Genomic DNA, 22,945 nt, shown 5'->3' with positions numbered 1-22,945 from the left:
TCACGCACTTTCAGGGATAGGTGTCGTCGGCGTCCTCCCTCAACTTACGTATGTGAGCATGGGCTATAGACCTCCAGCACATCAACCATGTCATTCAAAATCAAGGTAGACGGACCAGCTGGAGCAATCGTTGTCTTCCTTACTTTTACTCCGGAAGGCCTTTGGAAGTTTATCTCCGGCCCGCTGAAGCTTTGTTGTCCATCACTGTGCAAGTAATCAAACATTCGGCTTTTGAAGCGAGTGTTGATCTCATCTCGGTCTGCTTGCAGTGGTCCCAGCATGTATGCGTCAGAGGCCGTAAAAGCAAAAAAAATGCCATTCGCAGCTCTTCCGCCCGGGACGGTTGAGCAGAGGACATCTTTGGATCTGAGAACGCGGTCCAGTACATACTGGCCATTGACAAAATGGGCCATCACCAGAGCATCCGGTGTGACGATGCCAATTCCCTTTTCAGGCTTGCACCCGGGAGCGCTGCCGTATGGATGAAGGCACCAGTTCATTCTCGAAGAGTCGATGATGGTGTTCAATTTCAAGTCTTGTTTCATCTGGTGCCTAGCCTCAGGACTCTCATACTGGTAAACGCTACCTGAACAGGCGGTGATGGTTAGTGGCACTGCTAACACAAGCAGAATGCGCAGCATGGTGATCCTTCGGTGGGTCATAAAGACCTTATGATGCCAAGCATCTGTAAAAATATGAACCATCCTGCTCGCCTGCCTCGAATCGGACCAAAAAGACCGGCAATATCCGTTTGGGTCGATGGCGGGCTGTCGCGATCGGCTACTACCGACCCATAGTGGACACTTGCCTCAATACTAGTCGCGCCCAGGGGCCGGGAATTGAGTACCGTACGATCAGATCAGAGCCGCAGCCAGTGCGCGCAAAAGATCTAGTTTCGATGCTTGACAACAGCACTGCATGTGATGGGGAAGTTGACCGAATTGGCAATAAAACACTCATGGTGAGCATCGTCATGGAGACGTTTTGCCAGATCCAGATCCGATTCGTTGCTAATGATGACCGAAGGCCTTAACTCTGCGTTCTTGAAATGGCCTTTGCGCTGGCCGTCAGCTTCAACCATCCGGCCCATCGGGTGGTCGACGTATTCCAATACGTTCACATTGTTGACTGCGCACAAATGAAGATACCAAAGCTTGTGACAAGCCGAGATCGAGGCCAGCAACATGTCTTCCGGGTTCCAGCGTTCGGGATTTCCGCGAAAGGCAGGGTCGGCGGAGCCAAGGATAGGTGCTTTGCCTGGAGCTTCCACATTGAAGTCTCTCTGGTATGCCGTGTAGCTGGCAGTACCATCACCCGTGTTGCCTATCCAATTTACGGTGACAGCATAACTGTGTTCTTTCATGCTCACTCCTGTGACGAAAGATGGCCGGAAAAACTCCGCGCTGCGTGGGCACAGTTATTGTGCACTCGCTGGGTGGTTTTCCACTAGTCCTGCATTTTCAGCGACGCATGAGAAAGTCGTGCACAAGCAACGAACCGGGAAGAGGACAGCTGTCAATTTCTGGTAAGGGTCGATAGCGGAAAACCGCAACTGACCGCAATCAACCCATTGCAGACATCTTGGTCAAGGCCGCTGCGCGGCCCCAACATAGCCATCACGCCTTGGCAGCAGGCCGTACACGGAAACTGACGCCCATACGGTTGAAAGCGTTCATTGCGGCAATCGCCGTTGTCAGGTCGACCAGATCCTTTTCTGCAAATACCGCCGATGCGGCTGCATATGCTTCATCAGAGACGTGAGTTTCACTTACCCGCGTGACTTCCTCAGCCCAGGCCAATGCCGAGCGCTCTTGCTCCGAGAACAGATACTGCGCCTCATGCCACACCGGTATCAGCAGCAGTTTGTCCACCGACATGCCTTCTTTGATCAAATCACGTGAATGCAGATCAATACAATGTGCGCAACCGTTGAGTTGAGAAACCCTGAGAAAAACCAGATGGATCAATGGAGCCGGCAGGTCTGTCCCAGTGGTTACGAAATGATGCAGTCCCCCGAGGGCCTTGGCGGCGCCGGGCGATGCTGCAAACCAATTGAGGCGACTCATAGGCGTTGTCCTTGCAAAGCGTTAGTGACACTGGAGAAGAAAGCCTGTACCTCACCGTATCCACGCTCTCTAGCAGCATCCAGGGACGCCTTTCCCTTGGCAGTACCTTCAACGCTGAAGTAATGCACTTGGTTGAGGCCGATGGTCGCAAGGACGGCGGTCAGGTAGGGGCGCAGAAAGTCGGGCTGTCGGGCACTCGGCCCATTGATGTAGCCACCGGAAGCAATGGCGACATAGACCGGTCGATCCACCAACGTACCGACCTTCCCTCCGCTGGTGCTCAGGAACGTCTTGCCCACGCGCACTACATGGTCAATCCAGGCCTTGAGCGGGGCGGGCACGCTGTAGTTGTGCATTGGAGTGGCAATCAGCAGTACGTCGCACTCCTGCAATTGATTGATGAGTGCGTTCGAACGGTTCAGCGTCCCCTCTTGTTCTCCCGCTGAGACCGCTCGCTGATTGGCCAGAGTCTGAGCGTATGAGGCATCGACTGGAGCTAATGTGTGGAGATCGAAATCCGTCACTTCGATACCGCGTCTGCCAGCATGGAGGGCCAAGGCAAACAGAATTTGTTGGGACAGTTTGAGACTTTCCGAACTGTCACCATTGGGGCTGGCGACCAGGCGAAGAACTCTCAACGGAACAATTGGCTGCTTCTGGGAAGTCATGTAATTGCCTCAGTTTGATAACGGCGAGAGTCATGGTGCGTCGAACTGTTTTTGAAAGCGCAGTGCACTGTTATGCAGGCCTTCACGGGAGTAGAAGCGTTGGGCTCGGGCGTTGGCCAAACCGGTATCAAGCACAAGGCGGGCACAGCCACTGGCGCGCGCCAACCGCTCCAAGGCCTTCAATAACCGCGCTCCCCATTGATGACCTCGCTGGGTTTCAGCGGTTATGAGATCGTCGACATACAGAAATGTGCCGTAGACCAGATTCTCCTGGAGGCGGTAACCAGCCAGCGCCACCAGACTGCCTGAGTCGAAGGCACCAACCAGAAGATATCCCTCGGTGCGCATACGCTCGACACGACTGATGAAGTCGGCTTCGCTAGCCAGGTGGGGGCGCAATTGCTGCATCACCGGAAACGCGGCGTGCAGGTCGTGAGAGGTATCCAGAGGGCGCAGGTTGGCGTCAGCCAGATCAAGCACGCTGGGTACAAATTGGTGAGGAGTGAGTGTCATGAAAGCCAGCCTCTGCCAGTAGGTGATGGCGCTATCTTGAACTAGGATTAGCCCACTTGATTGAGCCAAGAAATGGAATATGAACTAGGCCATGACGAATTCTTCTTCGCCTCCTTTCGCGCCTCTGGATGAGCTATCCAGCTCTCCTTTGTATCGTCAGCTCTACCACCGAGTGCTGACCGCTATCGCTGCCGGCACCCTGTCTCCCGGTGATCGCTTGCCGTCCGCGCGTGCCATGTCAAAGGAATTAGGTGTTGCGCGCGGCACCGTCGAACTTGCCTATTCTTTACTGACCAGTGAGGGCTACCTACTGGCGCTCGGGCAGAGAGGCACAGTGGTCAATCCCGAGTTGCGCACGCCTGAAAGGGCGGTCAGCGCAATGCCCCCTACGCTGGAGGTTACAGACGATTCTGACTCCATACGTCGACCGCTCCAGCTTTTGCCGTTCCAGATGGGTGTGCCCGCAATGGATGCATTTCCGCGAAAGATATGGGCACGTCTCGGTGCTCGATATCTACGCGGCATGCGTCTGGGCGATCTGGATTATCCGGCGCCCCACGGTCTGCCGGCATTGCGCAGCGCCATCGCCTCGTATTTGCAGATGTCCCGAGGTATCGATTGCGGTGCCCATCAGGTATTTATCACGAGTGGTTGGCGAAACAGCCTGTCCTTCGTCGCTCAGACGTTGTTGCAGTCATGCGAGCGCGCGTGGGTGGAAGACCCGGGTTATCCCATTACGCGCCAGGTACTTCGCCAGTTCGGGATGGACTTGGAGGCAGTCCCGGTTGATGGTGATGGTATGAATGTGGAACAGGCTATCGCTACGTCCAAGCCTGCGCAGGTAGCCACGGTTACACCGGGGCATCAGAGCCCGCTGTCAATGGCCTTATCGCTGCCTCGACGGCAGCTGCTCCTGGATTGGGCGGCCCGCACCGGCGCCTGGATTGTCGAGGACGACTACGACAGCGAGTATCGCTATGTCAGTCGTCCGCTTCCGGCGCTCGCCAGTCTGGATCGCAATGGGAGGGTTCTGTATGCCGGCACATTCAGCAAGGTGCTGTTTCCCGGTATCCGCCTGGCTTACTTGGTGGTGCCCCAGGCGCAGGTAGCGGCGTTTGAACGCGTGGGTCGGACGTTATTTTCCGCCGGTTCACCATCGATTACCCAGGCCCTGGTGGCGGAGTTCATCGCAGAGGGTCATTTCACCCGCCATATCCAGCGCATGCGCCGGCTCTATAACGAACGACGAGTGATGACCATTGAAGCGCTGGAACGAAGTTTGCCGAAGCACATTCAGGTTGATCGCTCCCCAGGCGGCATGCATTTGCTGCTGCGTCTACCAGAAGAGACAAGCGACACGGCCCTGGCCGAGCAATTGTTGGCAAGGGGCGTGTCGGTACAGGCATTGTCGCGCTGGTATTTATCGTCTCAACGTCATTCGGGGCTGCTGCTGAGCTTTACAAACTGCGCCACGGCTGCCCAAAGCGAGCAGCTTGGCGCTTTGATCAGCAAGATGCTCAGTTGAGGTTGGCCTTGGTCAAACCGAATGCCTCATCGGACGAACCCGGGATCGCCTGAAAGGCCACGTTCAGGCGATTCCAACCATTGATCGCGACGATCAGGAACGTCAAATCCGACAAGTCCTGTTCCGAAAAGTGTTCACGCACCTTCGCATACAAGCTTTCAGGAATGCCATGGGGTGGCAACTGGGTCAGAGCTTCGGCCCACTCCAGCGCGGCGCGCTCGACAGGCGAGAACAGCTGCGACTCACGCCAGACGGCAACGTGGTGAAGACGCAACTCGCGCTCGCCATGAATCTTGGCCTCTTTCACATGCATGTCCACGCAGAACGCACAGCCATTAAGCTGGGACGCCCGAAGCATGACGAGGTGAGCAAGCTCGGCCAGTAGCGGCTTCTTGCTCAGGTGCAGGGTAAGGTCCACCAACTTGTTGGACGCCTGGGGGGACAGTTTGAAGTAATCGATACGGCTTTTCATGGGTAGTTGCTCGCAGTGGAAAGGTGTTGTCGGTGCCCACTGTAGTGATGCATGGCCCTGCCTGACAGAACCAAGATTGCGACTTCGAACTAGGCCATATTGACTCGACGGATAGTTGTCCCGTCCTGATTAGCGCTGACTTCGGAGGCCGCCCCTGGCCGTTGATTTGAATCGCCACAGGTATCCTGGACACCTCGAACGGCTGCGAAGGGTCGAATGCGGTCAGGTGCGGTTTGCGGCTATCGACCCAGGCTGTGTGAAAACGTCCGGTGCGCAGCCTGGACCCGAAGCGGACGATCATGGCGTTGGGTTCGGTGGGGCCTGGAGTTGTTCGTCATGAGGTTTTTGGCGCTTGCCAGATCGAGCGCCGCCCGCGCGGCGCATCGCGAGCTGGCGCTCGCTCCTACGTTTTTTTCGGGCCAATTGTTCCTGAGGATTTTGCGCGCGAACGCCTTGGCGCATGGCTCGATAGCGCGTCGTACAAACCAGGCGGTCGCGCGCTCCCGCACAGGCGTTATTGGCCCGAAAAAAACGTAGGAGCGAGCGCCAGCTCGCGATGCGCCGCGCGGGCGGCGCTCGATCTGGTAAGCGCGATGCTGCTGGAGCAGAACGACAAATGGTGCCTGCAACGGCGTTACATGCAGTTGGAGGCCTTTGAGGCTGTCAGCGATAATCCACAGGCCAAGCTGTCGGCCGTGATCAACTACACGGCGAACTCAGCGGCCAGAACCATGATGAGTTACACCACTTCCCGGGACACGATCCTCGACGGAGTCGCCATTCACCTTCCAGCCTTCTGGCTAGTCACCACGAATCCAGCGTTCATTGCTGGGCAGCTTGGGCACTCGATGCAGGTGCTTCTCTCGACCCGCGCCAAGTGGTTGAACTCTGCCAACGATTGGGCGGAACCGGCGAAACTGGAAAAGAACGTTATGGATACAGAAGGGGTACAGGATTAAATATCGTTCACCTTGCGCCCTTTAGTCATAAGGCATTCGACAGCAAATCAGCCATACTCCAGAATGCATCGGTTTTAAGGGGGAAAACCCTTGCACAGCCAACGACATACAAACTTTTAGTGAGCCTCAACGTGAAAACATCCCTGTCTATCCTCAGCCTGCTGCTGTTGCTCACAGGTACCGCGACCCTTCCGTCGACTGCTGCTGCACAACCCCCGGCCCAGGTTCAACGAGACCCGTCCAAACTGCATCTGGCTTCAGGCAGCGCTCTGCTGATCGACCTGAACAGCAACAAGGAGCTGTATTCAAGCCACGCGGACCGCGTAGTGCCAATCGCTTCGGTCACCAAACTGATGACGGCGATGGTGGTGCTGGATGCCAAGCTGCCCATGGATGAAATGCTCACCATGACCATCGCCAACAACCCGGAAATGAAAGGCGTGTACTCGCGCGTGCGCCTGGGCAGCCAGCTGGACCGCCGCGAAACCCTGCTGATTACCTTGATGTCGTCGGAAAACCGTGCGGCCAACAGCCTGGCCAACGCCTATCCCGGCGGCTATCCGGCGTTCATCAAGGCAATGAATGCCAAAGCCCGCAGCCTGGGCATGGCCCACACCCGCTATGTTGAGCCGACCGGCCTGTCGACGCAGAACGTCTCCACTGCCCGCGACCTGGCCAAGCTGCTGATGGCCTCGCGCAAATACCCGATGCTGAGTGAGCTGTCGACCACCCGCGAAAAGACCGTGGCCTTCCGCAAGCCCAATTACACCCTGGGCTTCCGTAACACCGACCACCTGGTGAACAAGAGCAACTGGGATATCAAGCTGACCAAGACCGGCTTCACCAACGAAGCCGGGCACTGCCTGGTACTGCTGACCCGCATGGACAACCGCCCGGTGGCCATGGTCATTCTCGATGCCTTCGGCAAGTACACCCACTTCGCCGATGCCAGCCGCATGCGTCAATGGCTGGAAACCGGTGCCGCCAAGCCGGCACCGGCAGTGGCCATGCAGTACAAGGCAGAGCGGCAAAACAAGGGGCGGTTGGCGGTCGAATAACCGCCATATCCTGGAACGTGTGGGAGCGGGTTTACCCGCGAATACGGTAGCGGCGGCAACGGTGAACGGCGGGTGGAAATTGGCCACCAGTCCCGGCCATTTCGCGGGTGAACCCTCCCCTACAGGCGACCGCGCAGGCTTTTCAAATTTTGAGCAAGATCACTGTCAGGCCGTAGCACTGACCATCCCGCCCGCACTGCTGCCGCCCTCTTGCTGCAACAACTCCAGCAACTGCGCCGTGGCCGCCATGATCTGCCCGTTGAGGGTGGCAACGCTCGCCTGCTTGGCACCAACCGCTGCCGCCTTGGAAGCCTCGTCCATCTTCCTGTCCTGCAATGCAGCCAACTGTTTCTGCTCTTCTGCCAGTTGCTTCTGCAGATCCTTGATCAGTTGACGCAGCTCGGCCACCGCCACCGACTCGCCACTGCTTTGAGTGTCGGCGGATTGCGCCTGGCTACCCGCCGACACCTTCATGCTGTCACTGCTGACGCTCACCGGCCCCGCCGCCTCACCGGCCTGTTTCGCCTGCTCGCGCTCGGTGGCTGCGTTCGTGCTAAGCGTCTGCGCTGAAACGCCATTGATCATCAGGTTGCTTGCCGTGATGCCGCTCATGTCGATTCCTTGCCTGAAAGACTGGTCCTTGCCGTAACCACCACATCGGCCGCCTCGCGCTGTTCTTTAGCCCGCTTAAATTCCCCCCCGGTTGGCTCGTTCCAACTCATGTACTTGCGCAGGGGCCGGAGCCCCGGCGGGCGTCATATTCGACCATTCAGGGAATCGCAGCCATGAGCCAGTCCTCACAGCAGGAAACCATCAAAGACATGATCGGCGTGGGCTTCGGCCCTTCCAACCTGGCCTTGGCCATCGCCCTGGAAGAACTCGCCGAATCCCGGGGCCATGCGCTCGACGCAGTGTTCATCGACAAGCAGCAAGACTACCACTGGCACGGCGAGACCTTGGCTACCCAGAGCGAGTTGCAGATCTCGTTCCTCAAGGACCTGGTGTCGCTGCGCACCCCGACCAGCCCTTACAGCTTCGTCAACTACCTGCACCAGAAGCAGCGCCTGGCCGACTTCATCAACCTCGGCACCTTTTACCCCTGCCGCCTGGAGTACAACGACTACCTGCGCTGGGCCGCTGAGCATTTCGCCTCCCAGGCGGTGTATGGGCAGGAGGTGTTGCGCATCGAACCGTATGTGCATGCAGGCCGGGCCCAACACCTGCGCGTGATCACGCGTGACAGACGAGGCCGCGAATACAGCCGCCCCACTCGCTCGGTGGTGGTGGGCAGCGGTGGCACGCCGAAAATCCCGGAAAACTTCGGTGCCTTCAAGGACGACCCACGAGTCTTCCACCACTCGCAGTACCTGAGCAGCCTGACCAAACTGCCGTGCACGGCTGGCAAACCCATGCGCATTGCCGTGATCGGCTCAGGCCAGAGCGCCGCCGAGGCGTTCATCGACCTCAACGACAGCTACCCGTCGGTCAAGGTCGACATGATTCTGCGCGGCTCGGCCCTCAAGCCCGCCGACGACAGCCCTTTCGTCAATGAGATTTTCTCGCCGGACTATACCGACCTGGTCTACAACGAACCGGCCGAACAGCGCAGCAAACTGCTGGGCGAATACCACAACACCAACTACTCGGTGGTCGACCTCAACCTGATCGAGCGCATCTACGGCATCCTCTACCGGCAGAAAGTTGCCCATCAGCACCGCCACAACGTGCTGTGTCGGCGCCAGGTGGAAGTGGTGGTGGCCACCCGCGAAGGCCTGGAACTGACCCTGAGCGACCTCGCCACCGGCCAGCAGCAAACCCACCGCTACGATGCCGTTATCCTCGCCACCGGCTACGAGCGCCGCTCGCACCGTGAATTGTTGGCGCCGCTGGCCGATTACCTGGAGGACTTCAGCGTCGACCGCAACTACCGCGTACTGGCCAGCCCGGACCTGCAAGCCTCGGTGTACCTGCAAGGCTTCTGCGAAAACAGCCACGGCCTGAGTGACACCCTGCTTTCGGTCCTGCCGGCCCGCGCTGCGGAAATTGGCCGAGCGCTGTACCAGGACTTGGAGCAGTTGCACGAAAAGCCCCAAGCAGCAGTGGCACTGACCCGCGCCTGACCCCTCTCTACAAACAGCCTTCAAGGCCGGACTGGTGCCTCGTGCGCAGTCCGGTGTCTGTGCTTTGAAACATTTGCTTTCATTTTAACCCGCAGGTTTTCGATTCTCATTCGTCCTTATCAGTACAGCACTCTTTGGTTGGCACACGCTCGACCACCCATGGCAGAAGACCGTCTGATGGCCCAATCACCAAAAATATCCAAATCCAGGCTGTGGTTCCTGGTCCACAGCTGGCTCGCCTTGCCGATCTGGTTCTTTGTCCTGATCGTCTGCTTCACCGGCATGCTCGCCGTGGTCAGCCAGGAGATCGTCTGGCTCGCCGATCCGGCTGTGCGCGCCAACAAGCCAGACGCGGACACCGAGCGCATGAGCTTTCAGCAGGTACTGGAGGCCTTGAACAAGGCCGAGCCGGACATGGTGGTGGAGCGCCTGAGCCAGCCGGATGGTTCGCACTTCGCGGTAAAAGCCAATGTCACCCTGCCTGATGGAACCAGCCCGACGCTGTATGTAAACCCCTATACCGGAACCATTCAGGGCAAGACCCCGGACTTCAACTTCGAAGCCTTCACCCGCGCCCTGCACGGCTGGTGGCTGGTGCCATTCACCAACGGTTTCAGCTGGGGCTGGTACCTGGTCTCGCTGCTCGGCCTGCCGATGCTGGCCTCGCTGGTCACCGGCCTGGTGGTTTACAAAAAGTTCTGGAAGGGCTTCTTCAAACCTGTACGCACCGGCCACGGGTCGCGGATTTTCTGGGGTGACCTGCACCGTCTGTCCGGGGTGTGGTCAATCTGGTTCATTGCGGTCATTTCCGTCACCGGCACGTGGTTCCTGATCCAGGCGATCCTGTCCGACAACCACATCACCCTTTCCAGCCGGCCCAACGTGCCAGTGATCGCCCGTGAACAGGTGCCACAAACGCCAGATGGCAGCCCCGCCTCGCGCATCGATCTGGATGAAGCGGCACGCCTTGCCAGACAGGCGATCCCAGGGCTGGAAGTGAGCGCCATCTCGCTCCCCGCCACCGCCTACAGCCACGTCACGCTGTCAGGCCCGGGCTGGTACCCGTTGATGTTCCAGAGTGCTTCGGTGAATCCGTACACACGCGATGTCGACAGCCAGTTCCTGATCAGCGACCGCTCGGCCCTGGAGTTCGTCACCGAGTCCATGCGCCCGCTGCACACCGGCGACTTTGGCGGCTTGCCGATCAAGCTGGTGTGGTTCTTCTTCGGCCTGATCCTCACCCTGATGGTGCTCAGCGGCCTGCTGATCTGGACCAAACGCACCGCCCAGGCCACGGCCGCAGCCCTCAAGCGCACCGAGCGCGCACCGCGTGCGTTACGCAGTGAAACCACCGTGGAGGCCCACACATGAGCCAGGCCAAGGCCCTGCCCACCAGCCGGCTGAAGCAGCTTTGGCTGAAGTGGCGTTTTCACCTGAACATTCTGCTGATCCTGATTCCGCTGGGCTTCATGCCCAAATACTTCGCCGACGCCAGGTTGTTTCGCGGTGACGCTGGCCTTGGCGCCAACCTGATCAGTGACATTCAGGTCGGCCCCTACAGCCTCGACCTTGCCGAACTGCGTGACGAGGCGCCACGCGCCGACGGCCCGGCCGGCTACTTCAAATCGTTCAATGCATCGCTGTGCAAGGCCTGCATAAAGGACGTCAAGGCAGCCTACCTGCGCATCGGCAAGCCACGCAGCCTGCGCGCCGCCGGCACCCTTTTCTTCGGTGCACCGTACAGCATGGGTACCTCGTTGCCGATCCCACCGCGCACCAAACCCGACGCGCACATCTGGATCACCCTGGAAGGCTGGGACGGCACCCTGCACCAGGCGTCAATCCCCCTGACCAAGGCATCGCCAGCCACTGTGGCATGGCTCGAGAAACAAGGAGAAAACAAATGAATCACCTGATGCGCACGCTGGCGTTGCCCGTCCTGGTACTGGCCGCCGGCCCTGCGCTGGCGCACAACCCGATGTGCGAATGCGAAGAACTGGCCAGCGGCCAGGTCAAGTGTACCGGTGGTTTCTCGGACGGCAGCGGTGCCCCCGGGGTGACCCTGGATGTGATCGGATATGACGAAGAGGTGCTGGTCGGCGGCAAGCTTGGCGACGACTCGACGCTGACCTTCAAGCGCCCGGACGGCGAATTCTACGTGCTGTTCGATGCTGGCCCCGGGCACGTGGTGGAAGTGGACTACGCCGATATCGCCCAGCCATGAGCCGCGCCCAAATCATTCGCCCGGCCGGTGCCGGGCACGAAACCCTGTACGTGCTGCTGGCAAGCCTGCTTATCGTGGTGCTCGCCGCCAGCGTGGTACTGCTGCGCGGTGAGCGCGAGGACGAACAGGCCATCGCCAGCCACCAGATCGACGCTCGCCGCGACCTCACCGCTGCCGAGCAAGGCCTGTACACCGACCTGTGGGTGGCCTTCGACGAGATCCAGCTACTGCGCGAAGAAAACGCCGTCGCCCCCAGCGTACAAACCCTGGCCGAAGAAGGCCTGCCGCCGTTCGTGGTCGACGCCGGCAGCCAGAGCCGTGGCGGCCACCAATGGTCATGGCTGGAACCCGGCGCTTACCTGGGCCGCAGCCAGGCCCCGGAAATTGCCGGCAGCCTGCTGCTGATCCTGCCACCCGACAGTTCAGGCCAAGCCGATGTCTGGCTGCGCCGCGACAGCGCCGCCGTGATCCCGGACGACCTCGGCCAGGCCGCCCTGATCGCCGCTGGCTGGCAACAAGTGGTCAGCCACTACGACGCCGGGGTCACCCGCGAACACCGTCACTGAACCCAAGGACTCGCCCATGTTTCGCTCCGCCCTCGCCCTGCTCCTGGCCCTTGCCCTGCCGGCACTGGCCCTGGCCGATAACAGCAAGCCGCTGCGTATCGGCATCACCCTGCACCCCTACTACAGCTACGTGAGCAATATTGTCGGCGACAAGGCCGAGGTGGTTCCCCTGATTCCGGCGGGCTTCAACCCGCACGCCTACGAGCCGCGGGCCGAGGACATCAAGCGCATCGGCACCCTGGACGTGGTGGTGCTCAACGGTGTTGGCCATGACGATTTCGCAGACCGCATGATCGCCACCAGCGAAAAGCCCGACATCGCCACTATCGAAGCCAATCAGAACGTGCCGTTGCTGGCGGCCACCGGCATTGCCGCGCGCGGTGCCGGCAAGGTGGTCAACCCGCACACCTTCCTGTCGATCAGCACCACCATCGCCCAGGTGAACAACATCGCCCGTGAACTGGGCAAACTCGACCCGGACAACGCCAGGCTTTACACGCAAAACGCCCGTGCCTACGCCAAGCGCCTGCGCGCCCTGCGTGCCGACGCCCTGGCCAAGGTCACCGAAGCCCCTGGCGCAACGTTCCGGGTCGCCACCATCCATGCTGCCTATGACTACCTGGTGCGCGACTTCGGTCTAGAGGTGACGGCCGTCGTCGAGCCTGCCCATGGCATCGAGCCCAGCCCGGCACAGCTGAAAAAGACCATCGACCAGCTCAAGGCACTGGACGTGCGGGTGATCTTCTCGGAAATGGACTTCCCGTCGGCCTATGTCGAAACCATTCAGCGTGAGTCCGGCGTGCGCCTGTATCCGTTGACGCATATCTCCTACGGCGATTACACCAAGGACAAGTACGAGGTGGAAATGAAGCGCAACCTCGACACGGTAGTCCGCGCCATTCAGGAGAACCGCGCATGACCGCTGCCGCCAAGCTGGTGACAGCCTGCGGGCCGCGCATCGAATTCGCCGGCATCGACCTGACCTTGGGCCGCACACGCATCCTCGAACAGGTCAGTTTCAGCGTGGCAGCAGGCAGCGTGCACGCCATCGTCGGCCCCAACGGCGGCGGCAAGAGCTCGTTGATCAAGACCCTGCTCGGGCAGATGCCACACCAGGGCCAGCTGACCCTGCATTGGCCAGGTGAGCGCGAAGTGATTGGCTACGTGCCGCAAGCACTGGAGTTCGACCGCGGCCTGCCAATGACCGTGGACGACTTCATGGCCGCCATGTGCCAGCGCCGCCCGGCCTTCCTCGGCCTGTCGCGGCGCGTGAAGCCAGCCATTGATGCAGCCTTGGTTCAGGTTGGCATGCTCGACAAGCGCACGCGGCGCATGGGTGCACTGTCCGGCGGTGAGCGCCAGCGCGTGCTGCTGGCCCAAGGCCTGATCCCCGAGCCGCAGTTGCTGGTGCTGGACGAGCCGATGTCGGCCCTCGATGAAGCCGGTATCCAGGTGTTCGAACAGTTATTGCAGGGCTGGCGCCAGGCCGGCACTACCGTTCTGTGGATCGAGCATGACCTGGAAGCCGTGTTGCGTCTGGCGGACCGGGTAACAGGCCTTAACCGCCAGGTGCTGTTCGATGCGCCGCCTGCCCAAGCCCTGACCCCGGAGCGCCTGCTTGGCCTGTTCTCCGTTCACCCGCGTAGCGAGAGCCTTGCCTGATGAGTTTTGAATTCTTTCGCCAAACGGTCCAGGACTGGGCCACTGCCGGCTATCTGCCCGAGGCGCTGGCCTACGGCTTCGTGGTCAACGCCCTGTTGGCCGGCCTGATGATCGGCCCGGTGCTAGGCGGCCTGGGCACCTTGGTGGTGGTCAAGCGGTTTGCCTTCTTCTCCGAAGCGGTCGGCCATGCGGCGCTGACCGGCGTGGCCATCGGTATCCTGCTGGGTGAGCCCTATACCGGCCCTTACGGCAGCCTCTTCGGCTACTGCCTGCTGTTCGGCATCCTGCTCAACTTCCTGCGCAACCGCACCGGGCTGTCACCGGACACACTGATTGGCGTGTTCCTGTCGGTGTCGCTGGCGCTGGGCGCCAGCCTGCTGCTGATGCTGGCGGGCAAGATCAACGTGCACATCCTCGAGAACGTACTGTTCGGCTCGGTGCTGACCGTTAGCGCCCAGGACCTGCTTGTGCTGGGCATCGTCGCGGTGCTGGTACTGGCCTTGGCCCTGCCGCTGTACAACCGCATCATGCTGGCCAGTTTCAACCCGCAGCTGGCGGCTGTGCGCGGGGTAGCGGTAAAGACCCTGGACTATCTGTTCGTGGTGCTGGTCACGTTGGTGACCGTGGCTGCGGTAAAGGTGATCGGGGCCATCCTGGTCGGTGCGCTGCTGGTCATCCCGGCCGCCGCCGCTCGCCTGGTCAGCCAGTCGCTCAAGGGCTTTTTCTTCCTGTCGGTGCTGATTGCCACCATCAGCACCCTGTTCGGCATCCTGCTGCCGATCGTTTTCGACCTGCCAGTACCCTCAGGGGCCGCGATCATCCTGGTCGCCGGCATCTGCTTTGCCCTGGCCGCCCTGGCCCGCGCCCTCGTTCCCCGCCTGCAAGGAAACCCGGCATGAACTTCAAACACCTGACCCTGGCGCTGGCACTGGCCGGCCTGCCGTCACTGTCTTTCGCCACGCAAGTGCTGACAACCCTGCCCGTCACCCACAGCCTGGCCAGCGCCCTGCTCGACGGCACTGCAGTACAGCTAAAACGTGCGGCGCCGGCCAACCTGCCGGCCAGCCGCCAGCCGTCGTACTTCAGCGGGCGCGGTGGCGCCAGCCTGGAGAAAGCCGCACAGCAGGCCGACGCGGTGATCGGCGTGCGTTCGATCTGGCGAGACGACCCGCTGTACCCAATGGCCCGGCGCAGCAACATCCGCATCGTCGAAATCGATGCCGCACGGCCGGTGGACGGTGCGCTGCCAGGGATTGCGGTCTCGGGTGATGACGCCTATGGCGCCTACCCCTGGCTCAACCCGACCAACCTGGGGCGTATGGCCGATGTGGTGGCCAACGATCTGGAGCGCCTGGCCCCAAGTGACAAAGCGAAGATCCAGGGCAACCTGGCGGGCCTCAAACGCCAGTTGCTGGAGCTTTCGGCCAGCAGCCAGACACGCCTGGCCAAGGTCGACAACCTGACTGTGGTGAGCCTGTCCGACCGGCTGGGTTACCTCGCCAGCGGGTTGAATCTGGACGTGGTGGAGCAGCCGCTGCCGGCCGAGTGGGATGCTGCCGCGCTCAAGGCGTTGGAGGAAAATCTTAAAGCGCAGGATGTCGCGTTGGTGCTGGACCACCGCCAGCCGGACGCGGCGGTGGCCGAAGTGATCAAGGCAGCCGGAGCCAAGCTGGTGGTGGTGGAGAGTGACCCTGACGATGCGTTTGCAGGGTTGAAGGCCAGTGTCGACCAGGTGGTGGGGGCATTGGGCGAAAGCTGATGGTGCCTGCGCCGGCCTCTTCGCGGGTAAACCCGCTCCCACAGGGACCTCACTGCCTTCCGAGCCAATGGTATCCCTGCAAAGGCCTTGAGGTACTGCACTGACCTCATGGTCAGTGCTAACCCTGTGGGAGCGGGTTTACCCGCGAAGAGGCCGGCAGAGGCAACACATGACTAACGCTTCATGCACCGCTGATAGCGCTCATCCACCCGCCCGGCAAACCAGGCCGTGGTCAGCTTGCGGGTAATCTTCGGGCTCTTCAGCTCGATGCCCGGTAGCACTGCGCGGGGCACCGGTTTGCCGACTTTGGCATCCGCCAGGGCAAACACCCCGCTGTACAGCTTGCTGTCTTCGAACGCCAGGCTGTCACCCTCCTCCAACTGGCTTCGGATCTGCGGGTTACGCAGCCCCAGCTTCACCCCCAGCTTGCGCGCGGCCAGCTCGGTGCTTCCCGGCATGATCGCCCCCGGCGCCACCAGGTCGCCGTCCAGTGCCAACTTCACCCCCGTGACCTTGCTCAATGCCGCCTGGAATGCCGCATTGCGGCTGGCGTACCAGCCCGCGTTGAAGTCGGCAAACCGGTAAAGCTGACGCTCGTAGTTGGCCGGGTAGCCCAACAGGTGGGCAATACCGAAATACATGCCGCCGCGCCGGCTGAACACTTCCTGGCGAATCGTGCCTTCATGGCTGTAGGGGTAATCCCTTGCATGCTTTTCGGCAAAGTCGATGCTGACCTGCATCGGCCCGCCGGTGTGCACCGGATTCAGCCCGCCCAGCAAGGTCTTGCCCAGCGGCAGGCGTGCAACGACTTCGTCGTACAGTTCACTCAACTGCTTTTCGCTGCGCACCGTCTGCAACCGCTGCTGGTAGCTCTTGCCGTTGCCCGACGGCGTCTTCAGCGCACCGTCGACCAGCAGTTTGGGAATATGCAGGCGCGCAGCGCGGCGGTCGATCTCCTGGCGCGCGATACGCCCAAGGTTGGGCACCTGCGGGTCCGCAGTGAAGGTCGACTCCTGTTCGGTCACCGCCAGCACTGCGCACAGGTTGCTTTTACTGGGCGCTATGCGCTGGGCTTCGAAGGCTGCCTGGATATCCTTGGCCCAACCCTCGCGGTCCTTGACCTGGGCGGGTAACAGCCGCAACAGCTGCGCACGGACTTTCGCCGGGTCCGCTTCGGGCGCTTCTTCGCGGCGCCCGGCACAGCCTTGCAACAGCACCAGGGCCATCACCGAAATGGCCAGTAACCGGCCGTTCAGGGCTGTTCACCGACCAGATAGGTTTTGCTGATGTGGCGAAACTGCGGGTGCCCGGCACTGCCCATCAATTCGAACAACACCATCTCGCGGGTCACCACCTGCGCGCCGGCGGCACGCATGCGCGCCAGGCCTGCGGCCTTGCTGGCCGGGGTGCGGCTGTCGCAGGCATCCTCGACCACGAACACTTGCTTGCCCAGCGCCAGCAGGCCAAGCACGGTTTGCAGCACGCAAACATGGGTTTCCATGCCGCAGACGATCACTTGATCGCGCGCCATCACGCTGGCTGGCAGGCACTCGGCGGCCACGCAGGAAAAGTGACTTTTCTCCACCACGTCGGCTGTCGGGGCTGCGGCCAGCAGTTCAGCCAGGGTATGGCCCAGGCCTTTGGGGTACTGCTCGGAAATCACTGTCGGCAGCGCCAGCTCGGCAGTCGCCGCCAGCAACCAGCGGGCCCGTGCCCGAGTGCCTTCGGGATCGCTCATGGCACCGATGAGTTTTTCCTGGATGTCGACGACCAGCAGCGTGGCCTTGAGTGGATCGATCAGCATTGCCTGCCTCTTGCCTGGGAAAAACCCTAGCCTCCCCCAAGCAAGCGGTGACGTCAATCAGGCGGACAGCCGAAGCGGCTGCAGTGACGCGGTCAGCGCAGCGAGCACACGGTCTTCCTGCTCATGGATGAAGAAATGGCCACCTGGGAACATCTGCAGCGAGAACGCGCCGTGGGTTTCATTGCGCCATGCCCGCAGTTGCTCATCACTGGCCCGGTCATCCACGCCACCCAGCACATGCAGGGGGCACTGCAACGCCGGTCGCTGGCGGTATGTATAAGTGCCGCACAACAGAAAATCGGCACGCAAGGTCGGCAAGGTCAGGCTCATCAGCTCCGCGTTGGCCAATACTTCCTCAGGCGTGCCCTGCAGCTCGCGCAACTCGCTGATCAGCTCAGCGTCGCTCTTGGGCTCGCGCCAGTTGTTGCCGTCGTAGTCTTCACGCCGGGTAGGTGCAGCGGTGCCGCAGGCGAACAAGGCCAGCGGCGCCGGGCAGCCCAACGCCTGCAGCTCATGGGCCAGCTCGAAGGCCAGCAGTGCACCCAGGCTGTGGCCGAGCAGCGCATAAGGAGCACTTGCCGCCAGCCGCTGCTCGCTGGCCAGTTGCCGGGCCAGACCTTGCATGTCGGTGTGCAGCGACTCGCCCATGCGCGCACCCCGCCCGGGCAACTCTACCGGGCGCACCTGCAACCAGGCCGGCAGCTTGCGCCGCCAGCGGCTGTAGACCATGGCGCTGGCCCCGGAGTACGGCAGGCACAGCAGGTTCAGCACGGTCACTGGGCGGCAGCTTCGGCCATTTTCTGGCGCAGGCTCAGCGGGCGCATGTCGGTCCAGACTTCATCGATGTAGGCCAGGCAGTCCTTCTTCAGGCCGCTTTTGCCCACGGCTCGCCAGCCGTTGGGGATGGCTTTGTAGTCGGGCCAGATCGAGTACTGCTCTTCGTGGTTGACCACTACCTGGAACTGGATATCGTCGCGGTCGAAAACGGAAGTCATTGCCTGTCTCCTTTAATGATGATGCCGCTGCGCGCCTGGCGCAAAGTGGCTTTCAAGTAGACGTAGCAAGCGGTGTAAAAATTAACGGAATTGACTCGCTCCCATGCGGGCGCGGCCGGTCCCGGTATCAACGCTCAGGTATCACGCAACAGGTCGTGCGTATCGAGCAATCGGAACGCAACCTGCGGATTACGCTCCAGCCCGCGCCGGATCGCCGCCGGGATAGACTGCCGGGTCTTGCGGCACAGCCCGGGCTGGTCGTCCAGTTCGATGACGATGCCGCGCATGGTCCGTACCTCGTTGTAACCGGGGGTGATGTGCACGCGGATGCCGAGGTTTTCGTACAGGCGCTGCTGCAGACGTTGGAGGTCTTCCAGATCCTTCAGGTTTTCCAGGCGTTCGAGCAGGCGTTTTTCCTCCTGCCGGGTCAGCAGGAGGATACGCTGGGCCGCCTGCGGATGGTCGGCCAGCTGTTCGCGGCCGCAGTCGCAGGCGCCAGGGGGGCAAGGTTGGCGTAAAGGAACAGGGGTACTCATAGGGCAAGCATAGCCTGTACCGACGGTCAGAGCTGCGCCAGCCGCGCACGCAGGAAGCTGACAAAACCCTGCACCGGCCGCGCCACCTGCCGGTGCTGCGGATACACCGCCGACAGCTGCAGCGCGGGCGGGCGCCACCCATCCAGAACCGTCACCAGTTGCCCCTCCGCCAACGCCTGCCCAACGATAAAGGTCGGCAGGTAAGTAACCCCCATCCCGGCAATCGCAGCGCCCCGCAGCAACTCGCCATTGTTCGCCCGCATGCGCCCGGTCACCTGAATTGCCTGGGCTTTACCACCTTTGTGGAACTGCCACTGCACCTGCCGCGAATGGCCATAGGGCAGGCAGTCATGTGCGGCGAGCTCATCCGGTTTTTCCGGCACTCCCCGTGCTTGCAAATACGCCGGGCTTGCACAGTAGACGCGCTCGACACTGGCGATACGCCGGGCGATCAGGCTGGAGTCCTCCAGTGCACCAATCCGCAGCGCCAGATCATAGCCTTCACCAATCAGGTCCACGGCGCGGTCGCTCAGGTCTACCTCCACATCGACCTGGGGGTGCAGTTGCAGAAACTCGGTCAGCAGGCAGCCCAGGTGCGCCATGGCAAACGACAGCGGCGCACTGAGGCGCAAGGTGCCGCGCAGGACCTGGGCCTGACCGCTGATGTCGTGCTCGACCTGCTGCACTTCACCCAGCAAGCGCAGGGCCGACTGGTAGTAGTGCTGCCCCAGTGGCGTGGCATCGAGGCGCCGGGTGGAGCGGTTGAGCAGACGCACGCCCAGGCGCTCTTCAAGCTGCATCAGGCGCCGGCTGACCGATTGCTTGGACATGCCCAGACGGTCGGCGGCAGCAGTGAAACTGCCGGCCTCCATCACCTGGGCAAAGATCCGCATGTCTTCGTAAGGGTTCATTGTCTCGCTCTTGCTGACAGTCAAACACTTTATAGCGGCTTTTTCCCACGAGTGCATCTGCCTAATCTACGCACAAGTCGCAGCGATGGCCCCACAGGCCAGGCAAGACGCCCACTACCAACACTTGTACAGAAAAGGATTCGCTCATGAACATTGTCCACAAAGCCCTCACCACCTCCCTCCTGGCCCTGTCCGTTTCCAGTGCCTTCGCCGCAGGCAGCCCAGGTGTCGAACAACACACCCAGGCCTTCCTCGAAGCCCTGGAGAAAGGGGGTGGCAAGCCGCTGGAACAGCTCACCCCGAACGACGCCCGCGCAGTACTGACCGGCGCCCAAGCCTCGGTCAAGGTCGACCTCTCAGGCATCGAAGTGAAGGAACGCACCATTGAGGCCAACGGCCAGTCGATCAAGCTGCAAGTGGTACGCCCGACCAATGTCAAAGGTGATCTGCCGGTGTTCATGTTCTTCCACGGCGGCGGTTGGGTGCTGGGCGACTTCCCGACCCACCAGCGACTGATCCGCGACCTGGTGGTCGGCTCGGGTGCAGTGGCGGTCTATGTGGACTACACCCCGTCACCAGAAGCGCACTACCCGACGGCGATCAACCAGGCGTACGCCGCGACCCGCTGGGTGGCCGAGCATGGCAAGGAGATCGGCGTGGATGGCAAGCGCCTGGCTGTAGCCGGCAACAGCGTTGGCGGCAACATGGCGGCGGTGGTTGCACTCAAGGCCAAAGAAGCCGGCACCCCTGCCCTGCGCTTCCAGTTGCTGCTGTGGCCGGTGACCGATGCCAGCTTCGAGACAGCGTCGTACAAGCAGTTTGCCGAAGGACACTTCCTGACCACCGGGATGATGAAGTGGTTCTGGAACAACTACACCCTTGATGCAAAGGCACGGGCGCAGATTTACGCCTCGCCGCTGCGGGCGTCCGCCGAACAGCTGAAGGGCTTGCCACCGGCCCTGGTGCAAACGGCTGAGTTCGATGTGCTTCGGGATGAAGGTGAGGCGTATGCCCGCAAGTTGAATGCGGCGGGCGTGACAGTAACCTCGGTGCGCTACAACGGAATGATTCATGACTATGGGCTGCTCAACCCGTTGAGCCAAGTGCCGGCAGTAAAGGCGGCGCTGCGGCAGGCGGGCAACGAACTTAAAGTGCATCTGCAGTGAGGCGATGAGCAAAAGACCCGCCTGGGCGGGTCTTTTGCTTCTATTTGCGGAAACGGCCCGCAGGCTTCAATGAATCTGCCATCGGTGCGGCAGGTCCGGCCCTTTCGCGGGTAAACCCGCTCCTACACAGGCCACCACAACCGTCAAATTTTGTGGTGGCCTGTGTAGGAGCGGGTTTACCCGCGAAAGGGCCGGCAAATCCTGCTCAGGGCTCAAACCCTTCCACAATGATCACCTCAGCCTTCGCCACTCCTTGGCGATGGCTGCATGCCTCTTGGTACAGCGCGGAGCGGTAACAGGCGACGGCCTGCGCGTACGAATCGAACTCGATCACCACGCTACGCTGAGGTGTAGCCCTCCCTTCCATCGCCTCGCTGCGCCCGCCACGGGCCAGGAAGCGACCGCCGAATGCCTTGAAGGCAGCCGGGGCGCGCTGGGTGTACTGCTGGTATTGCTCGGGGTCGGTCACGTCCACATGGGCGATCCAGTAGGCCTTCATGTGCTGCTCTCCTGTTACGGCGATATTTGTGTATGATGGTATACCATAAAATTCACCCCACCACAGTGAGCGTGCACCATGGCTTTCAACACCATCGAGGAACTTCTCGAGGACTACCGGCAAGGCAAGATGGTCCTGCTGGTGGATGACGAGGACCGGGAAAACGAAGGCGACCTGCTGATCGCCGCCGAGCGTTGCGACGCCCAGGCCATCAACTTCATGGCCCGCGAGGCGCGCGGGCTGATCTGCCTGACCTTGACCGACGATCACTGCCAGCGCCTGGGCCTGGAGCAGATGGTTCCGGCCAACGGTAGCGTGTTCAGCACCGCGTTCACCGTGTCGATCGAGGCGGCCACCGGGGTCACCACCGGCATTTCCGCCGCTGACCGGGCTCGCACCGTGGCAGCGGCCATGGCCCCCAACGCTCGCCCCGAAGACCTGGTACAACCTGGCCACATCTTCCCCCTGCGCGCCCGCGAAGGCGGCGTGCTGACGCGTGCCGGCCACACCGAAGCCGGCTGCGACCTTGCACGACTGGCCGGTTTCAGCCCGGCCTCGGTCATCGTTGAAGTGCTGAACGACGACGGCACCATGGCCCGCCGCCCCGATCTGGAGGTGTTCGCCGCCCGGCATGGCATCAAGATCGGCACCATCGCCGACCTGATCCACTACCGTCTGAGCACCGAGCAGACCATTAAACGCATCGGCGAGCGCGAGCTTCCGACCGTGCATGGCACCTTCCGCCTGGTCACCTATGAAGACCGCATCGAAGGAGGCGTGCACATGGCCATGGTCATGGGCGACATTCGCCGCGAACAACCGACCCTGGTGCGGGTGCATGTGATTGACCCGCTGCGCGACCTGGTGGGTGCCGAATACGCAGGCCCTGCCAACTGGACGTTGTGGGCGGCGCTGCAGAAGGTGGCTGAGGAAGGTACTGGCGTGGTGGTGATCCTGGCCAACCACGAATCCTCCCAGGCCTTGCTTGAGCGCGTGCCACAACTGACCCACCCTGTGCGGCCCTATCAACGTGGCCAGTCCAAGGTGTATTCCGAAGTGGGTACCGGGGCGCAGATTCTGCAGGACCTTGGCGTGGGCAAGCTGCGTCACCTGGGGCCACCGCTGAAATACGCGGGGCTGGCGGGCTATGAGCTGGAGGTGGTGCAGAGCATCCCGTTCGACCCGGGGATGGATGGCTGAGAACACACAAGCAATTGATTTAGCGGGGCCCTGTAGGAGCGGGCTTACCCGCGAATGCGAGGGTGACACCACCGACGCATTCGCGGGTAAACCCGCTCCTACAGGGCCCTTGGTGCTTTTGACAGGGCGGAGTGATGGCCGGTCGCCCCATACCTCTTGCCAAAATCTTGGAATACCATAATATGATATCCCGTAGACCTTGAGTCTACAGGCCGGCATCTACAATTAAAAACGGCCACCAG

The 22,945-nt window shown here is 61.3% G+C and carries 27 protein-coding genes and 1 pseudogene; 14 read left to right on the top strand and 14 right to left on the bottom strand.

From position 1 onward, the window contains the following. Window positions 1-44 precede the first annotated feature (44 nt). The 5 genes from GST84_09800 to GST84_09780 form a co-directional block, all read right to left on the bottom strand. Complete coding sequence (locus GST84_09800; GenBank protein XGB12644.1) at window positions 45-641, bottom strand: hypothetical protein; 597 nt, start codon at window positions 639-641, stop codon at window positions 45-47. Window positions 642-889: 248 nt separating this feature from the next. Then, window positions 890-1,363 carry an OsmC family peroxiredoxin gene (locus tag GST84_09795; protein XGB12643.1) on the bottom strand — a complete coding sequence of 158 codons (474 nt, stop codon included), beginning with the start codon at window positions 1,361-1,363 and terminating at the stop codon, window positions 890-892. Between the two features lie 253 nt (window positions 1,364-1,616). Then, window positions 1,617-2,066 (bottom strand): carboxymuconolactone decarboxylase family protein, encoded by a 450-nt coding sequence (locus GST84_09790; GenBank protein ID XGB12642.1) that lies wholly within the window; start codon window positions 2,064-2,066, stop codon window positions 1,617-1,619. After that, a complete protein-coding gene (locus tag GST84_09785; GenBank protein XGB12641.1) occupies window positions 2,063-2,734 on the bottom strand; it encodes a flavodoxin family protein in 672 nt (223 codons plus the stop codon). Before GST84_09785 ends, GST84_09790 begins: the two co-directional genes overlap by 4 nt. 30 nt (window positions 2,735-2,764) lie before the next feature. Next, window positions 2,765-3,247, bottom strand: coding sequence for a GNAT family N-acetyltransferase (locus tag GST84_09780; GenBank protein ID XGB12640.1), 483 nt, complete (start codon window positions 3,245-3,247; stop codon window positions 2,765-2,767). Between the two features lie 91 nt (window positions 3,248-3,338). Here GST84_09780 and GST84_09775 point away from each other — a divergent pair, with 91 nt between their 5' ends. Next, window positions 3,339-4,772 carry an aminotransferase class I/II-fold pyridoxal phosphate-dependent enzyme gene (locus GST84_09775; protein ID XGB12639.1) on the top strand — a complete coding sequence of 478 codons (1,434 nt, stop codon included), beginning with the start codon at window positions 3,339-3,341 and terminating at the stop codon, window positions 4,770-4,772. On the opposite strand, the gene GST84_09770 is transcribed toward GST84_09775, so the two are convergent. Continuing rightward, complete coding sequence (locus GST84_09770) at window positions 4,765-5,244, bottom strand: carboxymuconolactone decarboxylase family protein (GenBank protein XGB12638.1); 480 nt, start codon at window positions 5,242-5,244, stop codon at window positions 4,765-4,767. The genes GST84_09775 and GST84_09770 overlap by 8 nt on opposite strands. Before the next feature lie 581 nt (window positions 5,245-5,825). Between GST84_09770 and GST84_09765 the strand changes: the two are divergent. Both GST84_09765 and GST84_09760 read left to right on the top strand, forming a co-directional pair. Further along, window positions 5,826-5,948, top strand: a pseudogene (locus tag GST84_09765) (IS256 family transposase). Window positions 5,949-6,334: 386 nt separating this feature from the next. Then, the gene (locus GST84_09760) at window positions 6,335-7,261 is read left to right on the top strand and encodes a D-alanyl-D-alanine endopeptidase (protein ID XGB12637.1); all 927 of its coding nucleotides are present in this window, start codon (window positions 6,335-6,337) and stop codon (window positions 7,259-7,261) included. A 165-nt stretch (window positions 7,262-7,426) separates the two neighbouring features. Here the strand turns inward: GST84_09760 and GST84_09755 are convergent, their stop codons facing one another. Further along, window positions 7,427-7,873, bottom strand: a complete 447-nt coding sequence (locus GST84_09755) for a hypothetical protein (protein XGB12636.1) — start codon at window positions 7,871-7,873, stop codon at window positions 7,427-7,429. Between the two features lie 173 nt (window positions 7,874-8,046). Between GST84_09755 and GST84_09750 the strand changes: the two genes are divergently transcribed. The 9 genes from GST84_09750 to GST84_09710 all read left to right on the top strand — a co-directional run bounded on the left by GST84_09750 (window position 8,047) and on the right by GST84_09710 (window position 15,592). Further along, a complete protein-coding gene (locus GST84_09750) occupies window positions 8,047-9,381 on the top strand; it encodes a SidA/IucD/PvdA family monooxygenase (GenBank protein XGB12635.1) in 1,335 nt (444 codons plus the stop codon). A 177-nt stretch (window positions 9,382-9,558) separates the two neighbouring features. Continuing rightward, complete coding sequence (locus tag GST84_09745; protein XGB12634.1) at window positions 9,559-10,752, top strand: PepSY domain-containing protein; 1,194 nt, start codon at window positions 9,559-9,561, stop codon at window positions 10,750-10,752. Continuing rightward, window positions 10,749-11,288 (top strand): thiamine pyrophosphate-binding protein, encoded by a 540-nt coding sequence (locus GST84_09740; protein ID XGB12633.1) that lies wholly within the window; start codon window positions 10,749-10,751, stop codon window positions 11,286-11,288. Before GST84_09745 ends, GST84_09740 begins: the two co-directional genes overlap by 4 nt. Continuing rightward, complete coding sequence (locus tag GST84_09735) at window positions 11,285-11,605, top strand: hypothetical protein (protein ID XGB12632.1); 321 nt, start codon at window positions 11,285-11,287, stop codon at window positions 11,603-11,605. Before GST84_09740 ends, GST84_09735 begins: the two co-directional genes overlap by 4 nt. Then, window positions 11,602-12,171 carry a hypothetical protein gene (locus tag GST84_09730; GenBank protein XGB12631.1) on the top strand — a complete coding sequence of 190 codons (570 nt, stop codon included), beginning with the start codon at window positions 11,602-11,604 and terminating at the stop codon, window positions 12,169-12,171. The genes GST84_09735 and GST84_09730 overlap by 4 nt, the downstream gene beginning before the upstream one ends. A gap of 16 nt (window positions 12,172-12,187) precedes the next feature. Next, window positions 12,188-13,090: a zinc ABC transporter solute-binding protein gene (locus GST84_09725; GenBank protein ID XGB12630.1), complete on the top strand. Its 903-nt coding sequence runs from the start codon at window positions 12,188-12,190 to the stop codon at window positions 13,088-13,090. Next, a complete protein-coding gene (locus GST84_09720) occupies window positions 13,087-13,833 on the top strand; it encodes an ATP-binding cassette domain-containing protein (protein XGB12629.1) in 747 nt (248 codons plus the stop codon). Before GST84_09725 ends, GST84_09720 begins: the two co-directional genes overlap by 4 nt. Then, window positions 13,833-14,732: an iron chelate uptake ABC transporter family permease subunit gene (locus GST84_09715; GenBank protein XGB12628.1), complete on the top strand. Its 900-nt coding sequence runs from the start codon at window positions 13,833-13,835 to the stop codon at window positions 14,730-14,732. The genes GST84_09720 and GST84_09715 overlap by 1 nt, the downstream gene beginning before the upstream one ends. Beyond that, window positions 14,729-15,592 (top strand): zinc ABC transporter solute-binding protein, encoded by an 864-nt coding sequence (locus GST84_09710; protein ID XGB12627.1) that lies wholly within the window; start codon window positions 14,729-14,731, stop codon window positions 15,590-15,592. Before GST84_09715 ends, GST84_09710 begins: the two co-directional genes overlap by 4 nt. A 173-nt stretch (window positions 15,593-15,765) precedes the next feature. On the opposite strand, the gene GST84_09705 is transcribed toward GST84_09710, so the two are convergent. The 6 genes from GST84_09705 to GST84_09680 form a co-directional block, all read right to left on the bottom strand. Then, window positions 15,766-16,818 (bottom strand): DUF1615 family protein, encoded by a 1,053-nt coding sequence (locus GST84_09705; GenBank protein XGB12626.1) that lies wholly within the window; start codon window positions 16,816-16,818, stop codon window positions 15,766-15,768. Window positions 16,819-16,844: 26 nt separating this feature from the next. Then, on the bottom strand, window positions 16,845-17,396 hold the full coding sequence (locus GST84_09700; protein ID XGB12625.1) for an isochorismatase family protein: 552 nt from the start codon (window positions 17,394-17,396) through the stop codon (window positions 16,845-16,847). Window positions 17,397-17,453: 57 nt separating this feature from the next. Continuing rightward, the gene (locus GST84_09695) at window positions 17,454-18,173 is read right to left on the bottom strand and encodes an alpha/beta fold hydrolase (GenBank protein XGB12624.1); all 720 of its coding nucleotides are present in this window, start codon (window positions 18,171-18,173) and stop codon (window positions 17,454-17,456) included. Continuing rightward, window positions 18,170-18,391, bottom strand: coding sequence for an MbtH family NRPS accessory protein (locus tag GST84_09690; protein XGB12623.1), 222 nt, complete (start codon window positions 18,389-18,391; stop codon window positions 18,170-18,172). The genes GST84_09695 and GST84_09690 overlap by 4 nt, the downstream gene beginning before the upstream one ends. 134 nt (window positions 18,392-18,525) lie before the next feature. Next, a complete protein-coding gene (locus GST84_09685) occupies window positions 18,526-18,927 on the bottom strand; it encodes a hypothetical protein (GenBank protein ID XGB12622.1) in 402 nt (133 codons plus the stop codon). Between the two features lie 26 nt (window positions 18,928-18,953). Beyond that, on the bottom strand, window positions 18,954-19,838 hold the full coding sequence (locus GST84_09680; GenBank protein XGB12621.1) for a LysR family transcriptional regulator: 885 nt from the start codon (window positions 19,836-19,838) through the stop codon (window positions 18,954-18,956). Between the two features lie 146 nt (window positions 19,839-19,984). Between GST84_09680 and GST84_09675 the strand changes: the two genes are divergently transcribed. Continuing rightward, on the top strand, window positions 19,985-21,004 hold the full coding sequence (locus GST84_09675) for an alpha/beta hydrolase fold domain-containing protein (GenBank protein XGB12620.1): 1,020 nt from the start codon (window positions 19,985-19,987) through the stop codon (window positions 21,002-21,004). Window positions 21,005-21,209: 205 nt separating this feature from the next. On the opposite strand, the gene GST84_09670 is transcribed toward GST84_09675, so the two are convergent. Continuing rightward, a complete protein-coding gene (locus GST84_09670; GenBank protein ID XGB12619.1) occupies window positions 21,210-21,503 on the bottom strand; it encodes a DUF1330 domain-containing protein in 294 nt (97 codons plus the stop codon). A 78-nt stretch (window positions 21,504-21,581) separates the two neighbouring features. Between GST84_09670 and GST84_09665 the strand changes: the two genes are divergently transcribed. Beyond that, the gene (locus tag GST84_09665; protein ID XGB12618.1) at window positions 21,582-22,703 is read left to right on the top strand and encodes a bifunctional 3,4-dihydroxy-2-butanone-4-phosphate synthase/GTP cyclohydrolase II; all 1,122 of its coding nucleotides are present in this window, start codon (window positions 21,582-21,584) and stop codon (window positions 22,701-22,703) included. Window positions 22,704-22,945: the final 242 nt, after the last annotated feature.

This window comes from Pseudomonas putida (genome assembly GCA_041879295.1).
GTDB lineage: Bacteria > Pseudomonadota > Gammaproteobacteria > Pseudomonadales > Pseudomonadaceae > Aquipseudomonas > Aquipseudomonas putida_Y.
This window is presented reverse-complemented; position numbering and strand designations above follow the sequence as displayed.